General features: G+C 65.4%; 19 protein-coding genes. 17 read left to right on the plus strand and 2 right to left on the minus strand.

The features are described from left to right. Nucleotides 1-15 precede the first annotated feature (15 nt). The 8 genes from ABC347_RS06810 (at nucleotide 16) to ABC347_RS06845 (ending at nucleotide 7,168) form a co-directional block, all read left to right on the plus strand. On the plus strand, nucleotides 16-1,428 hold the full coding sequence (locus ABC347_RS06810; protein ID WP_413244978.1) for an aromatic ring-hydroxylating oxygenase subunit alpha: 1,413 nt from the start codon (nucleotides 16-18) through the stop codon (nucleotides 1,426-1,428). Further along, nucleotides 1,425-2,636 carry a cytochrome P450 gene (locus tag ABC347_RS06815; RefSeq protein WP_413244979.1) on the plus strand — a complete coding sequence of 404 codons (1,212 nt, stop codon included), beginning with the start codon at nucleotides 1,425-1,427 and terminating at the stop codon, nucleotides 2,634-2,636. Before ABC347_RS06810 ends, ABC347_RS06815 begins: the two co-directional genes overlap by 4 nt. A gap of 5 nt (nucleotides 2,637-2,641) precedes the next feature. After that, nucleotides 2,642-3,361 carry an alpha/beta fold hydrolase gene (locus ABC347_RS06820; protein ID WP_413244980.1) on the plus strand — a complete coding sequence of 240 codons (720 nt, stop codon included), beginning with the start codon at nucleotides 2,642-2,644 and terminating at the stop codon, nucleotides 3,359-3,361. After that, nucleotides 3,358-4,212, plus strand: coding sequence for a sugar phosphate isomerase/epimerase family protein (locus ABC347_RS06825; protein WP_413244981.1), 855 nt, complete (start codon nucleotides 3,358-3,360; stop codon nucleotides 4,210-4,212). Before ABC347_RS06820 ends, ABC347_RS06825 begins: the two co-directional genes overlap by 4 nt. Continuing rightward, nucleotides 4,209-5,084 carry a crotonase/enoyl-CoA hydratase family protein gene (locus ABC347_RS06830; RefSeq protein ID WP_413244982.1) on the plus strand — a complete coding sequence of 292 codons (876 nt, stop codon included), beginning with the start codon at nucleotides 4,209-4,211 and terminating at the stop codon, nucleotides 5,082-5,084. Before ABC347_RS06825 ends, ABC347_RS06830 begins: the two co-directional genes overlap by 4 nt. A 90-nt stretch (nucleotides 5,085-5,174) precedes the next feature. After that, entirely contained in the window at nucleotides 5,175-5,537 is a 363-nt protein-coding gene (locus ABC347_RS06835; RefSeq protein WP_413244983.1) for a hypothetical protein, read from the plus strand. Continuing rightward, nucleotides 5,534-6,619 (plus strand): alpha/beta fold hydrolase, encoded by a 1,086-nt coding sequence (locus ABC347_RS06840; RefSeq protein WP_413244984.1) that lies wholly within the window; start codon nucleotides 5,534-5,536, stop codon nucleotides 6,617-6,619. The genes ABC347_RS06835 and ABC347_RS06840 overlap by 4 nt, the downstream gene beginning before the upstream one ends. Then, complete coding sequence (locus ABC347_RS06845; RefSeq protein WP_413244985.1) at nucleotides 6,620-7,168, plus strand: GNAT family N-acetyltransferase; 549 nt, start codon at nucleotides 6,620-6,622, stop codon at nucleotides 7,166-7,168. It begins immediately after the preceding gene. 3 nt (nucleotides 7,169-7,171) lie between these two features. On the opposite strand, the gene ABC347_RS06850 is transcribed toward ABC347_RS06845, so the two are convergent. Next, nucleotides 7,172-7,981 (minus strand): alpha/beta fold hydrolase, encoded by an 810-nt coding sequence (locus ABC347_RS06850; RefSeq protein ID WP_413244986.1) that lies wholly within the window; start codon nucleotides 7,979-7,981, stop codon nucleotides 7,172-7,174. Nucleotides 7,982-8,114: 133 nt separating this feature from the next. Between ABC347_RS06850 and ABC347_RS06855 the strand changes: the two genes are divergently transcribed. From ABC347_RS06855 to ABC347_RS06880, 6 genes are read left to right on the plus strand one after another with little or no spacing between them, the layout of a single operon-like run. Further along, nucleotides 8,115-9,497: an aromatic ring-hydroxylating oxygenase subunit alpha gene (locus ABC347_RS06855; RefSeq protein WP_413244987.1), complete on the plus strand. Its 1,383-nt coding sequence runs from the start codon at nucleotides 8,115-8,117 to the stop codon at nucleotides 9,495-9,497. Next, entirely contained in the window at nucleotides 9,494-9,982 is a 489-nt protein-coding gene (locus ABC347_RS06860; protein ID WP_413244988.1) for a VOC family protein, read from the plus strand. Before ABC347_RS06855 ends, ABC347_RS06860 begins: the two co-directional genes overlap by 4 nt. Further along, nucleotides 9,979-10,833: an SMP-30/gluconolactonase/LRE family protein gene (locus ABC347_RS06865; protein WP_413244989.1), complete on the plus strand. Its 855-nt coding sequence runs from the start codon at nucleotides 9,979-9,981 to the stop codon at nucleotides 10,831-10,833. The genes ABC347_RS06860 and ABC347_RS06865 overlap by 4 nt, the downstream gene beginning before the upstream one ends. 3 nt (nucleotides 10,834-10,836) lie before the next feature. Further along, nucleotides 10,837-11,667 (plus strand): SDR family NAD(P)-dependent oxidoreductase, encoded by an 831-nt coding sequence (locus ABC347_RS06870; protein WP_413244990.1) that lies wholly within the window; start codon nucleotides 10,837-10,839, stop codon nucleotides 11,665-11,667. After that, the gene (locus ABC347_RS06875; protein WP_413244991.1) at nucleotides 11,664-12,110 is read left to right on the plus strand and encodes a nuclear transport factor 2 family protein; all 447 of its coding nucleotides are present in this window, start codon (nucleotides 11,664-11,666) and stop codon (nucleotides 12,108-12,110) included. The genes ABC347_RS06870 and ABC347_RS06875 overlap by 4 nt, the downstream gene beginning before the upstream one ends. A 34-nt stretch (nucleotides 12,111-12,144) precedes the next feature. Continuing rightward, entirely contained in the window at nucleotides 12,145-12,723 is a 579-nt protein-coding gene (locus ABC347_RS06880) for a carboxymuconolactone decarboxylase family protein (RefSeq protein WP_413244992.1), read from the plus strand. A 69-nt stretch (nucleotides 12,724-12,792) separates the two neighbouring features. On the opposite strand, the gene ABC347_RS06885 is transcribed toward ABC347_RS06880, so the two are convergent. Next, complete coding sequence (locus tag ABC347_RS06885; protein ID WP_413244993.1) at nucleotides 12,793-13,317, minus strand: VOC family protein; 525 nt, start codon at nucleotides 13,315-13,317, stop codon at nucleotides 12,793-12,795. 119 nt (nucleotides 13,318-13,436) lie between these two features. Between ABC347_RS06885 and ABC347_RS06890 the strand changes: the two genes are divergently transcribed. The 3 genes from ABC347_RS06890 to ABC347_RS06900 are packed head-to-tail and all read left to right on the plus strand — an operon-like array spanning nucleotide 13,437 to nucleotide 16,238. Further along, entirely contained in the window at nucleotides 13,437-14,252 is an 816-nt protein-coding gene (locus tag ABC347_RS06890; RefSeq protein WP_413244994.1) for a sugar phosphate isomerase/epimerase family protein, read from the plus strand. Between the two features lie 52 nt (nucleotides 14,253-14,304). Then, complete coding sequence (locus ABC347_RS06895; protein ID WP_413244995.1) at nucleotides 14,305-15,648, plus strand: aromatic ring-hydroxylating oxygenase subunit alpha; 1,344 nt, start codon at nucleotides 14,305-14,307, stop codon at nucleotides 15,646-15,648. Further along, entirely contained in the window at nucleotides 15,645-16,238 is a 594-nt protein-coding gene (locus tag ABC347_RS06900) for a carboxymuconolactone decarboxylase family protein (protein ID WP_413244996.1), read from the plus strand. The genes ABC347_RS06895 and ABC347_RS06900 overlap by 4 nt, the downstream gene beginning before the upstream one ends. Nucleotides 16,239-16,246 lie beyond the last annotated feature (8 nt).

The raw sequence follows: 16,246 nt of genomic DNA on the forward strand, positions 1-16,246 counted from the left end.
AGAAAGGAACGTGCGATGAACGACCAGTCGAACCGGCCCGGCCTGGCCGCGCGGGCGCCAAGCGCGTCAACCCAGGCGATCATCCATCGTGACGGGCGCCCGGTACCCGAAAGCTACGCGCGCGACTATCAGAGCTTCCTCGGCGACGAGGATATCGCGTTCAGCCGCTATTTCGATCGCGCCTTCTTCGATCGCGAGATGCGCGACATGTGGAGCCGCACCTGGCAGTGGGCGTGCCGCGAGGAGCATATTGCCGAACCGGGCGACTGGACCGTCTACGACATCGGCGAAAATTCGGTGATCGTGGTGCGCACCCGCGACGGATCGGTGAAGGCGCACATCAACAGCTGCACGCATCGCGGCACCAAGATCGGCGAGTCCGGCACCTCCGGCCACTCGAGCGAGTTGCGCTGCCGCTTCCACGGCTGGGCATGGGAACTGGATGGCACGCTCAAGCGCGTACCCAGTGCATGGGATGTGCCGCACGCGTGCGCCGCCAGCCACAGCCTGGTACCGGTGCGCACCGCGCTGTGGGGCGGGTTCGTGTTCGTCAATCTCGACGACGGTGCACCGCCGCTGGAAGAGTATCTCGCGCCACTGATCGAGCATTGCGATCATTTCCGGCTCGAGAACCGCTACATCGAGATGCATGTCGAGAAGGAATTGTTCTGCAACTGGAAGGCCGCACTCGAAGCGTTCCTAGAGAATTACCACACTCAGGAAACGCACCCGCAGCTGCTGGCTGCCAACGCCGATGAGGCGACGCAATATGACATCCTTTCCCCGATCGTTTCGCGCTTCCTGACCGCGAACGGTGTTTCGAGCCCCCATCTGGCCGAAGCGCTGGACGAGACTGCGCTGATCGAGACATCGCTGGTCGGCGCACGATCGATGGTCGATCCCGAGCTGCTGAAGGTCGGCGAAGGCGAGACCGCGCGGGTCGTGCTGGCGCGGGTGATGCGCGATCTGCTCGGCAGGATCTACGATACCGATCTCGACAGGTTCACCGATACCGAGATCATCGACGTCAATCACTTCTTCGCCTTCCCCAACATGATGCTGTTGCCTGGGCTGACGCTGCCTGCGCTGTACCGGATCAGGCCGCACGGGCAGGACCCCGATCGATCGATCTTCGAACTGCTGGTGCTGCGCGAATGCCCGGCGGGGCGCCCCCGGCCGGAGCCCGCGGAGATCGTGCGGCTGAAGGAAGCCGATTCCTATTCGAACGTGCCCGGCTTCGACGCCTTCCTGGCCGAAATCTACGACCAGGATACCGGCAACCTGCGCGCCCAGCAGGAAGGCTTCCGGGCATCGCGCAAGCCCGGTCAGACACTACTCAACTATCAGGAGGTACGTGTGCGACACCTGCATCAGACCCTCGACGCCTACCTCGCCGGCCGCGATCCCGTGGCGGAGGCCGTGTCGTGAGCGGGGCCGCCACGCTCGACTGGCCGGCGCATGTGCCGGCGGACCATGTCGTCGACTTCGACATGTATCATCCACCCGCGGTGGAGGCCGGCTTCCACGATTCCTGGGCATCGCTGCAGGCCGATGGCGTGCCGGACATGGTGTGGACGCCGCACAACGGCGGGCATTGGATCGCCACCCGCGCGCCGCTGATCGCCGAGGTGCTGGGTGATCCGAGCCGCTTTTCCAGCCGGATCATCATGGTGCCGAAGGCCGATGGCGAGCATCACAAGATGATCCCCACCACGATCGACCCGCCCGAACATCGGCCGTGGCGGATGCTGCTGAACGATCAACTGGATCCACGCGCGATCCGCCGGGTCGAGGACCAGATCCGCAGCATCGCAGTCGACCTGATCGAGGCGGTCCGTGCCGACGGGCGGTGCGACTTCATCGCCGCCTTCGCCAGCCAGCTGCCGATCCTGATCTTCCTGAAGCTGGTCGATCTACCCGCCGAGGATGCGCCGCGCCTGAAATGGCTGACCGACCAGATCACCCGGCCGGATGGCAGCATCTCGTTTCAGGATACGGTTGCCGAATTCCATGCCTATCTCGATGGCGTGGTGAGCGAGCGTCGGGGCACCGACCGCGACGACATGTTCTCGCGCATCATCAACGGCCGGGTCGAGGGGCGCGCGCTGGACCAGCACGAAGCGCTGCAGCTGTGCAGCCAGGTGCTGATCGCGGGGCTGGACACGGTGGTCAATTTCCTCGGCTTCATGATGCATCACCTGGCCACGCATCCGGCCGAGCGCGACCGGCTGGCAGCGGATTTCTCGCTGATCCCCGCGGCGATGAACGAGCTGCTTCGCCGATACCCGATCGTGAGCATCGGGCGGGAGGCGCGGACCGATCTGGAGTTTGGCGGCGTGACCGTGAAGGCAGGCGACATGGTGATCGCGCCGACCGTGCTGGCCGGCCTGGACGAGCGCAACGATCCCGCGGCGCGCACCACCGATTTCGATCGCCGCCCGCCCCAGCATCTGACGTTCGGCATCAATCATCATCGGTGCCCGGGCGCACATCTTGCGCGGACCGAGCTTGTCGTGAGCCTGGAGGAATGCCTGTCGCGGATGCCGAACGTGCGGCTCGCGCCCGGCACCGAGGTACGCTATTCGGGCGGGATCGTCGGCTGCCTGGAATCGCTGCCGATCGAGTGGGATGCCTGACGCCCGTGGCGCGGATTATCCTCGTCCACGGCGCGATGCACGGCGGCTGGTGCTGGCAGCCGATCCTGCCACTGCTCGCCACGCGCGGCCATGATGCGGTGGCGATCGACCTGCCTGGCGCGCAGGGCGAGCTGCCGCCGGCCGATATCTCGCTCAGCCGCTATACCGATGAAGTGATCGCCGCGCTGGATGCCGCGCCGGCACCCGCGTTGCTAATCGGGCACTCGCTAGGCGGCATGGCGATTTCCGCTGCGGCCGAGGCGCGCGCCGACCGGGTTTCGCGGCTCGTCTATCTCTGCGCGCTGCTGCCGATCGATGGCGAAAGCACGATGGATCTGCTCTCCGTCAATCCCGACCAGTCGGTGATCGGCGATTTCGAGTTCGCCGCGGACGGTCTGTCCTACAGCCTGCCGCCCGCCCGGCGGCGCGCGATCCTCTATCACGATTGTCCGGATGATCTCGCGGTCCCGGCGCTCGATCGGCTCGTGCCGCAAGCGCTTCGGATGACACAGGATCCGGTCGACCTGACTGAAGACCGCTTCGGCCGGGTGCACAAGACCTATGTCGAGACGCTCGACGATGCCGCCGTCCACCTGCCGTTCCAGCGCGCGATGATCGCCCGCTATCCCGACATTGCGGTCGAGAGCCTGGATTGCGCGCACTCGCCCTTCTTCGCATGCCCGGAGAAGCTGGCGGATCTGATCGACGCGGAGACACGACGATGACCGCCCACCCCGAGATCGTCGCCAGCTTCTTCACGATTGCCGGCGATCTTCTGCCGCACGATCCCCCGCTCGTCGCACGCTTCCCGATCCGGGAGCGGATCACTGCGGCATCGCAGGCCGGCTTTACCGGCATGGGTTTCAACTTCGACGATGTCGCCGATTTCCGCGACCACTACGACGACGCCACGCTGCGCGCCATGTTCGCCGATGCCGGCATCCGCTGGATCGAGCTGGAAGCCCTGATCGACTGGTTCGCCGATGGCGAGCGTGGCGCGGCTGCCGAAATCCAGCGCAGACAGGCGCTTGACCAGGCGGCTGCCCTGGGCGTCTTCCAGATCAAGGTCGCGGGCGATCTGGCTGGGGATTGGCCGATCGATCGGATGACGGAAGCCTTTGCCGGGCTCTGCCGCGAGGCCGCCGAAGCCGGCACCCGCATCACGATCGAGCTGCTTCCCTTTTCCAACCTCGATACCGTCGCGCGCGGCCGCGCGGTTGTCGAGCAGGCGGGCGAACCCAATGGCGGGCTGATGTTCGATGCCTGGCATGTCCAGCGTGGCGGCATGGCGCTGGCGGAAATCGCGGCGCTGCCGGCAGGCATGGTCGCAGGGATCGAGTTCGATGACGGGCCCCTGGCGGCGGAAGACGCGGATTTCTACAGCGACTGCGTCTACAACCGGCGCCTGCCCGGCGAGGGCGCGTTCGACCTGGCCGGGCTTGTCGCCGCGGCGCGCCAGACCGGCTTCGATGGACCATGGGGGATCGAGATATTGAGCAACGCCTATCGCGCACTTCCGCTGCAGGACGCCGCGACCCGTGCCTTCCAGGCTGCCCGGAGGATCCTCGATCGATGAGCTACACGACCCTCGGCTGGGACAATGACGACGGCATCCTGCGCCTGACGCTGAACCGCCCCGATCGCATGAACGCCTTCTCGCTCGAGATGTGCGCTGAGCTGATCGACGCCTATCGCCGCGCATCAGCCGACGATGCGGTGCGCGCGATCGTCGTGACCGGTGCCGGCAAGGCGTTCTGCGCGGGCATGGATCTGGCGGCGGAGGGCAATGTCTTCGGGCTGGACGAAAGCCAGGATGTACCGACCGTGGAAGCGCTGCGCGCCCGGCTTGGCGAGCCGGCGATCGAGCATGGCCTGCGCGATACCGGCGGCACCGTCGCGCTGGCGATGATGGATTGCCTGAAGCCGATCGTGGGGGCGGTGAACGGTGCGGCGGTCGGCATCGGCGCGACGATGCTGCTGCCGATGGACTTCCGCTTCGCATCGACCGCGGCGCGCTTTGGCTTCGTGTTCGGGCGGATCGGGATCACGCCCGAAGCCTGCTCGACCTGGTTCCTGCCACGCATCGTCGGTATCGAGCAGGCGCTGCTCTGGTGTTATCGCGCCGACATCTTCCCGGCCGAGGACGCACTGGCTGCAGGCCTGGTGCGCGCCGTGCTGCCGCCCGAGACACTGGTCGACGAGGCGGTGTCGTTCGCCCGCTCGCTGGTCAAGGACCGCTCGGCGGTCGGGATCGCGCTGACTCGCCAGATGATGTTGCGCAATCCGGCGGGATCGCCGCTCGATGCGCATCTGGTCGAATCGCTGGCGATCCTGTCGGCGCAGTCGCGCGACGGCGGCGAAGGCGTGCGCGCCTTTCAGGAGAAGCGACCGGCGACATTCGCGTCGCGCGCATCGGAGATGCCATCCTTCTACCCATGGACGCGGTGATCGAGGCCAACCGGCTCAGCGGTCCGCCAAAAGATCAGCTTGCCGCGGCTGGGCGCGGGTTCCATCCTGATGACGAGGGGAGTTCGTGACTTGGCCGACAATCATCTCGATCCGGTGGCGCTTTGGCAGGAGATGCTTGGTCGCTGGGAACGCCAAATTAACGATTTCTCCGCCCAGATCAGTGGGAACGAGATGTTCGCCGGCCCGATGAACCAGGTCAGCAAGGCATCGATGGGCGCGCGCAAGTCGTTCGACGATGCCATGGAGCAGTTGGCGACCACGATGATGGTCGCCACCCAGCCGCAGATGCAGGATGTGATCGAACGGCTCGACCGGATCGAGGAGCAGATCGCGGCAATCGCGGCCGCGATTGCGCCTCAGGATCGGCCGGGAACCGCCGCCGCCCAGCCCGCCCCGCGCCGCACGCGCAAGCCGCCGACCGGGCCTGCATGAGCGACGTCGTCGATCCGCTGGATGCCGATGCGATCGCCGAGCGGGTTCGCCGCGAGCTCGACCGTACCATCCAGCGCAACCTGAAGGGCCTCGATTTCCTCACCGCGCCCAAGCAGCCGGTTGGGGCCTGCCCGCGCGATCAGATCGTCCGCCGCGGCACGATGACGCTCTACCGCTATCGGCCGGTCACCGACGAAGTCTATCGGCTGCCGCTGCTGCTCGTCGCTCCGCCCAGCAACAAGGGCTATATCTTCGATCTCGCCGCGGGGCAGAGCTTCGTCGAATATATGCTCCAGCGCGGCTACGATGTGTTCCTGCTGGATTGGATGCCGCCGCGCAGCGACGAAGCCGGGCTTAGCCTCGCCGATTATGTGTTGGACTTCATCGCCGATGCCATCGCGCGCGTTCTTACCCTAAGCGGCGAGGATGAGCTGACGCTGGCAGGCTATTGCATGAGCGGCACGCTGGCGACGATGTATGCGGCGCTGCATCCGGGCGGGCCGGTCGCCAACCTGCTATGCTTCACCACCCCGATCGATTTCACGCACATGAAGCTGTTTCGGGTGTGGGCCGACCGCAGCCATTTCGACGTCGACCGGCTCGTGGCGTCGATCGGCAACATCCCGCCCGAGTTCACGCTCGGCGCGTTCGATCTGATGCGGCCCGCCAACCGCACCGCGGGCCTGCTGAACCTCTGGACCAACATGTGGAACGACGATTACGTGAAGTCGTATCGCATGTTCGATCGCTGGGCGGCGGAGACGCTGCCGATGCCGGGCGAATATTTTCGCGGCATCATCAAGGATCTGCTCTGGGACAACCGCCTCGTGGAAGGCGGGATGACGCTGTCGGGCCGGCCGGTCGACCTGAAGGCGATCGACGTGCCCATCCTGAGCATCGTCGCCGAGCATGATCATGTCGTCGCGCGCGAGGCCGCCGCGCCGCTGATCACGGCAACGGGTTCGCCCGATGCCGAGGAGATCCTGACCAAGGGTGGCCATGTCAGCGTGGTGGCGGGGCCGAGCGCCGTGCGCCGGCTGTGGCCGTCGATCGATGCCTGGCTTGCAAGGAGATCCATCTGAATGCCCGCCCCCGCCGAACAGACGATCATCGTGCGCCCGATGATTGCCGACGATGCCGAAGCCGTGCTGCGTTTCGCGCGGGCGTTGCCCGTGCATGATCAGCTTTTCCTGCGTCGCGATATCCGCAACGCGCGGGTTGTGGAGGCGTGGGCCGACAAGAATGCGCAGGGGCTGATCCGTACGCTGGTAGCGGTGGACGGGGATCGGATCGTGGGCTGCGTAGCACTCGTGCGCGATGCACTCAGCTGGTCGCCGCATGTGGTCGAACTACGCGTGCTGGTCGCGCCCGAGATTCGCGGTGCCGGGTTCGGGCGCAAGCTGGCCGAGGAAGGGTTCGCGCTGGCGCTGGCCGACGGCGCCGAGAAGGTGGTGGTCCACCTCGTGCCCGATCAGCAGGCAGCGGTCGCGCTGTTCGAGGAAATGGGCTTTCGGGCGGAAGCGATGCTGCGCGATCATGTTCGCGATGCCGCGGGCGAAACGCACGACCTGGCGATCCTGAGCCTCGATGTGTTGCGTCAGGGCGGCCAGCATTCGGCCTATGGGCTGTAGCGGCTAGCGCGGATACATCAGGCTGAACGGCGCATGGCCCTCGAACGGGGCCCACTCGCCTTCCGGCTGCGCCAGACGATCGGCGACGGCGTGGAACACCGCCGGGTTGCCGACCATGCCGAAATGGCTGGAATGCACCTCGATATTCTCGCTGATCGCATCCGCGGTGCCATGGCAGTTCTGCCAGGGCGCGATGCCGTCCGACCGGCTGAAGATCGAGGTCGACGGCACCGGCAGCGGCGCGCAGCCGGCGGCGAAGCGCTTGAGCGCGGCGGGCGAATCCACCTGGTTGCCGCTCAGCATCTCATACACGCTGCGCACCGCGTTAGCGGTCGGATCGCCGGTGAACGGGCTGGCGAGCGTAATCACCTGACGCACATGTTCGGGCACGACCCGCGCTGCCTCGCGTGCCAGCACGCCGCCCAGGCTCCAGCCGACCAGGCTGACGGTGCCGCCGCTGGCGCGGTGGATTGCCGCGATCCGCGCGAGCAGCTTTTCGCCACCCAGGCCGACGGTACGGTGATCGAGATTGTAACCGAGATCCCAGCTGTGGACCTTGTAGCCACGCGAGATCAGGAAGGTGCGCAGCAGCAGCGTCGCCTGATCGTCGGTCGCGAAGCCCGGCAGCACGAGCACCGAATGACCGTCGCCGATCGGCGATGCGGCCAGCAGCGGGGCTGCCAGGAACAGGCCAGCCAGCTCGAAACTGGATCGGATCACTTCGGAATAAGTGAGATATTTGGCCGGTGGCAGGATCGCCGATACGGCCTGGGCCGATGCCGGCGCGAACGCCGCGGTCGTCATGTCGTTCATGCAATCCCCTGTAAGCCCAACCCCTGTCATACGAGTAAACGCCCGATCCCCATAGTCGGGCCAACCTAGCGGAAGTGGCAATTGCTCCGCGAGGCCCTGCGATCATGCTGCCGACCAAAATCGGGAGAGGATAATGGACGATCTCGCACAGGCTGTTCGCGATCATTATCCAGGGCAGACCTATCAGGATATCGCGCGCGCGGACGGCGATGACCTGCCCGCCCAGCTGCGCCGGCAGAGCAACCCGGCGCAATCGACCGCGGACATCGCGTTCGATCGCTATACCAGCCGCGCCTTCTACGATGCCGAGATGCGCAACGTCTGGCGCAAGGTATGGCAATTCGCCTGCCGCGAGGAACATGTGCGCGAGGTGGGCGACAACTATGTGTACGATATCGGCCGCCACTCGATCCTGATCGTCCGCGCCGAGGACGGGCTGCACGCCTTCCACAATAGCTGCATCCACCGCGGCACCAAGCTGAAGCCATCGGGATCGACCGGCTGGTCGCCCTCGATCGCCTGCCCCTTCCATGGCTGGGAATGGTCGCTCGACGGTGCGATCGAAAAGATCCCCTGCCGCTGGGAATTCCCGCAGCTGACCGACGAGGCCGCCGCACTGCGCAGCGTGCGGGTCGAGAGCTGGAACGGCTTCGTGTTCATCAACATGGATCGGGAAGCCGCCCCGCTGGCCGACTATCTCGAAGTGGTGCCGGAGCATTTCGCGCACTGGGACCTGTCGGGCTGGTACGTCCACACCCATGTTCGCAAGCGGCTGTCGGGCAACTGGAAGCTCGCGCAGGAAGCGTTCATGGAGGCGTATCACACGCCGGTCGCCCACCCGGAGATGACGCACGTCGTCTCCGATCACAACATGCAGCACGACATCCTGTCACGGCACGTCAGCCGCGATCTGTGCGCGATGGCCAGCCCCTCGCCCACGTCCACCCGCCAGCAGACGCAGCAGCAGTTGCTCGACAGCATGTTGATGGGCGACGGATCGACTGTCGCCAAGCCCACCGTGCCCGAAGGCGGCACCGCGCGCGGCGTGATGGCCGATCAGCTGCGCCGGCAGATGGCGGAAGAGTTCGGGCTCGATTTCTCGAACCGGTCGGTGCCCGAGATGATTGATAGCCTGAAGTACAACATCTTCCCCAATCTGTTCGTCTATCCGTCGGTCGGGCTGCCGCTGCTGCAGCTGTTTCGCCCCGATGGCGACAGCCACGATCATGCGATCTTCGATCAGATGGTGTTCCGCCCGAAGCCGATCGACGGATCCGACTGGGAACCGGCCGAGCCGGTGATCATCGAGGAGCATCAATCCTTCACCGAGGTGGAGGGGATGGATCCGTTCCTGGCCAGCGTGCTCGATCAGGATACTGATATCATGCGCTGGCAGCGCGAAGGCATGTACGCCAGCGACAAGGGGGCCGAGACGCTGTCGATCTACCAGGAATCGCGCATCCGCCACCTGCACGATACGATCGACCACTATCTGGCGAAGGGGGACGCGCGATGAGCCACGTGCAGGGCGTCCACCATATCGCCGTATCGGTGCCCGATCTTGATGTCGCGCGCCGCTTCTATGTCGATCTGCTGGGAGCGACCGAAGTGTCGGCCGTCGATTGGGAGCGCGGCAACGCCGCGATCAACGAGATACTCGGCCTGCCAGACAGCGCGGCGCGCCAGTTCATCGTGCGGCTGGGCAACACCTATATCGAGGCGTTCGAATATCTCGAGCCGCGCAGCCCCCCGCAGGATCCAGACCGCCCGGTCAACCTGTGCGGCTATACCCATTTCGCGATCCAGGTGGACGATATCGATGCGGTGCACGAACGCATGGTGGCGGCCGGGATCCGTTTCCACGTGCCGCCGCCGCCGGGCGGGCCCGACGATACCGACGGCGCCAAGACGGGCATGCGCGCGACCTATGGCCGCGATTTCTTCGGCAATGTGTTCGAGCTGATCGAGATGAACCGTGACAGCGCGATCGCGCCGCTGTGAGCGAGCCGTTCGAAGTCATCGCGAGCGGCTACCAGTTTTGTGAAGCGCCGCGGACCACGCCGGATGGCGGCATCTGGTTTAGCGATCTGACCGGCGGCGGTTATCATCATGTCGCGGCCGACGGCAGCAAGCGCACTGTCGTGCCAGACCGGATCTGGATCGGCGGGGCGACGCTGGACAGGCAGGATGCGCTGCTGATCGGCGGCAAGGGCGGCCTCGTTCTCGCCGAACGAGGCGAGGCACGCCCGATCCTGACCGAGATCGACGGCCGCCCGATCGTCGCAGTCAACGACTTCGAAGCTTGCCCGGACGGCTCCATCTACGGCGGCACGCTCGATCTGGCGGCCGTGTTCGAGCGCAACGAAGCCCCCACCCCCGGCCATTTCTTCCACCTCGCCCCCGGTGGCGAACCGACGCTGCTGCGCGACGACGTGATAGCGACTAACGGCATCGGCTTCAGCCCCGATGGCGGAACGCTCTACCATGCCGAGTCGACGGTCGGCATCTGGGCCTGGCGGATGGCAGAGGGACGGGTCGCCGGGCAGCCCGACCTGTTCGCCAAGGCGGACGATTGCGATGGCCTGGTCGTCGATGCCGAAGGCCGCGTGTGGGTCGCCTACTGGCGTGACGCGGTGATCCGCCGATACCGGCCGGATGGCCTGATCGATCGCGAGATCGCGTTGCCCTTCCCCCACCTCGTCAGCCTGTGCTTCGGTGGGCCTGACCTCACCGACCTCTATGTAACGACCGGCGCCAGCGAGAGCCGGCCCGATGCGGGCGGCGTCATTCGCATACGCAGCGACGTGCCGGGGCTTCCCACGCATCGCAGCGCCTTTTCAAGCGGAGCCTGATCGATGGACCTGGGACTTGCTGGCAAGAAGGTGATCGTAAGCGCGGCGACGCGCGGTGTCGGCCGTGCGATCGCTGAGAAATTCCTCGACGAAGGTGCGACGGTCGCCATCTGCGGCCGCCGCGCGCGATCGAGCGAGCCGAGCGCGGCCGACCCCACCATCCACGCGAACCCGCTGGGCGGCGACGGCGTCGAGGAAGCGGTGGCGGCGCTGTCCGAACGCGGCACGGTCCACGGCGCTGTCGTGGATTGCGGCGATTATGATGCGGTGATGCGCTGGGTGGGCGATGCCGCCGACCAGATGGGCGGCATCGATATCGTCGTCTCCAGCGCCAGCGCGCTCGGCGGCATCCCCCGCTCCCGTCACGGATGGGACATCAACTATAATATCGATCTGATGTCGTCTGTGGCGATGTGGGATGCCGCTTATCCGCACCTGAAGGCAGCTGCGCCGGCCGCCTTCGTGCAGATCAGCACCATCACTGCGTTCGAGAACCACACCTTCGTAGGATCGGGCTTCAGCTATGGCGCTATGAAGGCGGCGCTGATCAACTATGTCCACCAGCTGGCGCTCGAATATATGCACGAGGGGATACGCTGCAATTGCGTCTGCCCCGGGCCGATCTACCTGAAGGGCGGATCGTGGGACTATGTCGAACAGGCGCTGCCCGACTATTACGCCGCCAACCTGGCGCGCCAGCCCGCAGGGCGCTTCGGCAGGCCGGAGGAGGTCGCGAATACGGTCGCGTTCATCGCGTCCGAGCGCGCTTCGTGGATTACCGGCGTCAACCTGACCGTCGATGGCGGCTTCACCCGTAACGTGAAATACGGATGAGCTTCACCGGCCCATGGCGCGATCGGCTGGCGATCCGCGAGCTGATCGATGCCTATTCGGATGCGGTGATGGTGCGCGATGCCGATGCCTGGGGCGCCTGTTGGGCCGAAGACGCCTATTGGAGCCTGCCCGAATTTGCCGACCATGAGGAATTTGTCGGGCGCGAGGCGATCGTTGCCGGCTGGGTGATGTCGATGACACGCTATGCATCGATGACCGACTATGCCAAGCCGATGATCTATGTTTCGACGCCAGGCGCGATCGCGGTCGAAGGTGATCGGGCGAGCGCGCGGGTCTACACGTCGGAACTCTATGCCGATCCGGCGACCGGAATCGAATATCGCGTACGCGGACTTTACGACGATGAAATCGGGAGGATCGGTGGCGACTGGCTGTTCACCCGCCGAATTTACCGCGTGCTTGCATCGCACCGCGCTTCATGACCTGATGATGGAAAAGATCGCAAGGAGAGAGAGCATGGCTGGAATCCGCCGCTACGGCCGCAACGAGCTGCCCGAAAATCTTATCGACACCTGGGATTGGCTGCAGGCACTGACCGGCCAGGCCGCCTATGTCGAGGCATTTGCGGGGGCCCCCGAACTGCTCGATTTCACGATGAAGGATTTCTACGAGAAGATCTTCTTCGGCGGCCGGGTTGAACCGCGCTACAAGCAGCTGGCCCGCCTGCGGATGAGCCTGGGCCATGGCTGCCGCAGCTGCAATCTTGGCAATACCGAGGGCGCCAAGGAAGCCGGCTATTCGGTCGAGCAGCTCGAAGCGATCGAAGGCGATCGCAGCATCTTCACCGATGCGGAGCGCGCGGTGTTGAAGCTTGCCGACGAGTTCCTGATGACCAACCAGCAGGGCCATCTGGAGCCCGAGCTCTATGCGGAACTGAAGCGTCATTTCGACGACGCGCAGATCCTGGAACTGGGCACGGTTATGAGCTTCCTGGGCGGCCTCGCCAAACTGCTGTTCGTGTTCGACCTGGCGGAAAAGGAGGAGACCTGCCCCTTCGTCCCGCGGGCACGACCGGAACTGGTCGCCGCGGAATAAAGGGCGGCGTGCCGCCGGTCGTCGGTCGCGGCAGACTTGCCAGTCTGCCGTGGGCGGCCGGCGGCCGCGCTACAGCGCCCAGGGAATGATCAGTTCGCGCCGATCCCAGTCATGCGCGGCATCGCTGGCCTGCGCATACATGGCGCGGATCCGCGCATCCTCGGGATAGAGTTCGATCATGTGGCCGAGACTGTCGCGCGCATCCAGGTAGCAGATCTCCGGTCCCCAGGCGACGGTGAAGGCGCTGGCCACCGGGCAACCCTGCGCGACGATCCGGTCGCGAGTGGCTTCATAATCGTCGCAGAACATCGCAACATGGTGGAAGCCTTCCGCCCCGGCCGGATACATGTCGTGGAAGGCGTCCGGACCCTGCGACAGGATCTGGACCAATTCGATATTGAGATCGCCCGATTGGACGAAGACGCCGCGCAGACGGATCGGCGCCGCCGGCATGCCCCGATATCGATGATCGTCGAGCACCGATTCGCTGCCGCCCAGGAACGGCCCGATGTTGTACATGGCGTGCATCCGCGCGCATGCCGCTTCAAGATCGCGCACGACATAGCAGTTCTGCACGATCGCCTCGGCCGGCATGGCGCTCTCCCCTATCTCAAGGCGGTGATGATGCGCGCGGCGAAGGATCGCATTCGCCTGTCCTATGTGGCAGTTCTCGATCGGCCGCACCCCGCCAAGGTGGCGACAAGGAGAGCGATATGAGCCGCGATCACCCGATCTCGATGGCCGCCGGCATCATGCCCGAAGCCACGCCCGTCCAGCTGGTCGAAGCGGCGGCCGCCGCCGGCTTCGATTATGGCGGCATGTGGATGGAGCCTGCGGACTGGACGGCGGAAACCACCCGCGCCGTCACCCGCGCGCTGCGCGATACGGGCTTGCGTCTGCTCGACATCGAAGTGGTCTGGATCCAGCCCGGGCCGCCCAATCCTGATCACCTGCGCATCGTCGAAATCGGTGCCGAGTTGGGCGCGCGCAACGTGCTGTGCGTATCGAGCGATCCCGACCCTGCCGCGACAGCCGACAAGCTGGGCCTGGTGATGGCGCGCGGGGCGGAGCTGGGAATTCGCGTCAACCTTGAATTCGGCATCTGGTCAGAGATCCGCACGATCCATGATGCCGGCGCGATGCTGAAGCGGATCGACAGCCCGGCCGCCGGCATCCTGCTCGATACGCTGCACTGGACGCGGTCCGGCGGCACGCCCGCCGATATCGATGCGCTGCCACCGCGCTGGCTTGGCTATGCGCAGATTTGCGATGCGCCGCGCATCGGGCCGTCCGTGGACGATCCCCAGGCGATCCTGGTCGAGGCGATCGACGATCGGGTGCCGACCGGGCATGGCGGGCTCCCGTTGCGCGAGTTCATCTCGCGGCTGCCCGACGGGCTGCCTTTCGCGGTGGAGGAGCGATCGAAGGCGCTGCGCGACGCATGGCCCGACCTGAAGGATCGCGCCCGCGCCGTCGCCGGGACGACTCGTGCCTTCCTGGCAAGTCTCGACGAAACACCAGTTGGTTGACAGGCCGGTGATACGGCATGGCATTATAAGACCAGAATAACGGAGAGAGATCGTGACCGAGATCATCCGGCATCCGCTGACCCTCGACGGGCGCGATTCGCGGAACCTGCGCGGCGACCCGATCACCGGCGACCGCTACACCTCGCCCGAATTCGCCAAGCGCGAATGGGACCATATGTGGACGCGGATCTGGCACGTCGCCGGACGCGTGGCCGAAGTGCCGGAGCCGGGCGACTATGTCGTCCATGACTTCATGAACGAAAGCGTCTTCTGCGTCCGCCAGGAAGACGGCTCGATCAAGGCGTTCTACAATGCCTGCGGGCATCGCGGCCAACGGCTGGTTTGGAATTCGGCCAGCGTCGCCAGCGGCTTCCAATGCCCCTATCATGGCTGGCTGTGGGGCAAGGACGGGGTGCTGCGTAACGCGCAGGACCAGCACGACTTCCCCGAGGGCAATCCCTGCGGCAAGCTGAAGCTGCGCGAGCTGCGCTGCGATACCTGGGGCGGGTTCATCTGGTATTCGATGGCCGATGACGGCCAGTCGCTGATGGAATTCCTCGACCCGATCCCCGAGGTCTACAAGAACTATCCGATGGAGACCGCCGTCCGCGTGGTCTGGATGAAGATCGATCTCAACACGAACTGGAAATTCTCGACCGACAATTTCTCGGAAAGCTATCACACCCGCACCGCGCACCCGCAGGTGCCGCCGTGGATCGACCAGGACGTCGATACCTCGCGCCACGAGATGTATCCGCAGGGCCATGGCCGCACCGTACAGCCGATGCGCCCGTCGCTGTCGGATCGCCTGCCGGAAGGCATGCCGCACCCGTTCGACTATATTCTGCAGCAGTGGGACGTCGACCCGGCGGCCTATCCCGATTTCGAGACCAAGACGATGCAGGGCTGGCTCGACCTGAAGGCCGCCAAGCGCCGGCTGTGGAAGGAGCGCGGCTATGTTCACTACGAGCATATGAACGACGAGGAGCTGACCGACAGCCCGCATACCGTGCTGTTCCCCAACGTCACGCTGTCGTTTCTGCCGGACAATCTGATCTTGTTCCGGACCGAACCGCACCCCACCGATCCGGGCAAATGCACCTTCGATCTGTGGTGCATGGCTTATCCGGTCGAAGGGCAGACCGAAGTCCACTCGATCATGAACGGCATGAAGCCGCTGGCCGAGGCCGAATTCGACCACCGAAGCTTCGACAACGGCGCCGGCATCCCGGACCTGGAAGGCGAGATCGTCTATCAGGATATGATGCTGGCGGAGGGGCAGCAGCGCGGCATGCATTCGCGCGGCTATCGCGACGCCTATCTGACCAATCAGGAAACGCGCGTGCGCTTCTTCCACGAAGTGCTGAACGATTATCTGGAAGGACGCCGCCGATGACCCGGATCTCCAAGCTGCCGGTCGATCAGTGGGATCCCGATTTGCGGGCCCAGTTCGCGGCGGACGAGGCGACTGCGCTCGAACAGGGCGCGATGCGGATCTATGCGCATCGCCCGGCAATCGCGAAGGGGCTGATTGCACTCGGCGGCGGCATCAAGCGTGGCGGCACGCTGCCCCCGCGGCTGATCGAGCTCGTGCGGCTGCGGGTGGCGTTCCACAACCAGTGCCGGAGCTGCCTCGCGATCCGCTACCGGGATGCGGTCGAGGACGGCGTCGATGAAAATCTGGTCTGCTCGCTGGAAAAGCCGTCAGAAGCACCGGACCTGACCGAAGCCGAGCGCGCAGCGCTGGCTTATGCCGATCGCTTCGCGACCGATCATCTGTCGATCGACGATGCCATGATCGATCGGCTGCGCGGGCATTTCGACGAAGGCGAGATTGTCGAGCTCGCAAGCTGGATCGCCTTCTGCGTCGGCTTCGGCCGGCTGGGCGCGGTTCTTCACATGGTCGAGGAGATTCCGGAGGAATTCGCGTCCGACAGCGCTGGCCCGATCACGCCCTGGGCCGGAACGCCGGTCCTGGTGCGCTGATCCGGCGC

The sequence above is a fragment of the Sphingomonas canaveralia genome (assembly GCF_047238125.1).
GTDB lineage: Bacteria > Pseudomonadota > Alphaproteobacteria > Sphingomonadales > Sphingomonadaceae > JBDFMH01.

Bases quoted from the DNA above. Each gene is read 5' to 3' on its own strand.
- ABC347_RS06860 (WP_413244988.1), top strand. From the start codon at position 9,494: ATGAGCCACGTGCAGGGCGTCCACCATATCGCCGTATCGGTGCCCGAT.
- ABC347_RS06825 (WP_413244981.1), top strand. From the start codon at position 3,358: ATGACCGCCCACCCCGAGATCGTCGCCAGCTTCTTCACGATTGCCGGC.
- ABC347_RS06845 (WP_413244985.1), top strand. From the start codon at position 6,620: ATGCCCGCCCCCGCCGAACAGACGATCATCGTGCGCCCGATGATTGCC.
- ABC347_RS06890 (WP_413244994.1), top strand. From the start codon at position 13,437: ATGAGCCGCGATCACCCGATCTCGATGGCCGCCGGCATCATGCCCGAA.
- ABC347_RS06885 (WP_413244993.1), bottom strand. From the start codon at position 13,317: ATGCCGGCCGAGGCGATCGTGCAGAACTGCTATGTCGTGCGCGATCTT.
- ABC347_RS06900 (WP_413244996.1), top strand. From the start codon at position 15,645: ATGACCCGGATCTCCAAGCTGCCGGTCGATCAGTGGGATCCCGATTTG.
- ABC347_RS06830 (WP_413244982.1), top strand. From the start codon at position 4,209: ATGAGCTACACGACCCTCGGCTGGGACAATGACGACGGCATCCTGCGC.
- ABC347_RS06850 (WP_413244986.1), bottom strand. From the start codon at position 7,981: ATGAACGACATGACGACCGCGGCGTTCGCGCCGGCATCGGCCCAGGCC.
- ABC347_RS06875 (WP_413244991.1), top strand. From the start codon at position 11,664: ATGAGCTTCACCGGCCCATGGCGCGATCGGCTGGCGATCCGCGAGCTG.
- ABC347_RS06840 (WP_413244984.1), top strand. From the start codon at position 5,534: ATGAGCGACGTCGTCGATCCGCTGGATGCCGATGCGATCGCCGAGCGG.
- ABC347_RS06855 (WP_413244987.1), top strand. From the start codon at position 8,115: ATGGACGATCTCGCACAGGCTGTTCGCGATCATTATCCAGGGCAGACC.
- ABC347_RS06870 (WP_413244990.1), top strand. From the start codon at position 10,837: ATGGACCTGGGACTTGCTGGCAAGAAGGTGATCGTAAGCGCGGCGACG.
- ABC347_RS06810 (WP_413244978.1), top strand. From the start codon at position 16: ATGAACGACCAGTCGAACCGGCCCGGCCTGGCCGCGCGGGCGCCAAGC.
- ABC347_RS06880 (WP_413244992.1), top strand. From the start codon at position 12,145: ATGGCTGGAATCCGCCGCTACGGCCGCAACGAGCTGCCCGAAAATCTT.